The following is a 439-nucleotide window of genomic DNA, read 5'->3' as shown; positions in this document are numbered from 1 at the left end:
AATGGCGGTTTCAGCTCAATCAACCGCTCTATAGCGCCATTATCGGCGAATAAACCTCAAGTAGAACTCTCCTTCATTGGTGACGGACGAACCTATCAACTCCGACTCTCAACATGGAAAAACGGCGATCGAATTACCTACAAGCATGAATTTTCCACCACAAATGGAACGGAGCAAACTATGGTATTTCAGTTAGACGATTTCCAAGCAGTATTTAGGGGTAGACTGATAATGGGAGCGCCTACCCTTGTTGCACAAGATATTGAACAGATAGGCTTTTTAATTGCAGACAAGAAAGCGGGGCCTTTCTCTCTAAAGCTCCTGAAAATGCAATTTACAACCAGTGAGGTATTCCATTGATACTCATACATTTACAGACAAAATAGGCACTATATTTATCAATCCAAACTGTTCATTTGCATTAAATAATACTCACCAC

General features: G+C 40.8%; 1 protein-coding gene. It reads left to right on the top strand.

What is annotated here, in order from left to right; genetic code table 11:
- On the top strand, window positions 1-360 hold a 360-nt coding region (locus AB4585_RS23785), incomplete at its 5' end, for a CIA30 family protein (RefSeq protein WP_372171230.1).
- Window positions 361-439 lie beyond the last annotated feature (79 nt).

It is taken from the genome of Vibrio sp. 10N.222.49.C9, assembly GCF_041474985.1.
Lineage (GTDB): Bacteria > Pseudomonadota > Gammaproteobacteria > Enterobacterales > Vibrionaceae > Vibrio > Vibrio crassostreae_C.
The sequence above is the reverse complement of the archived record's forward strand: the minus strand, read 5'-3'. Positions and strand labels throughout refer to the sequence as shown.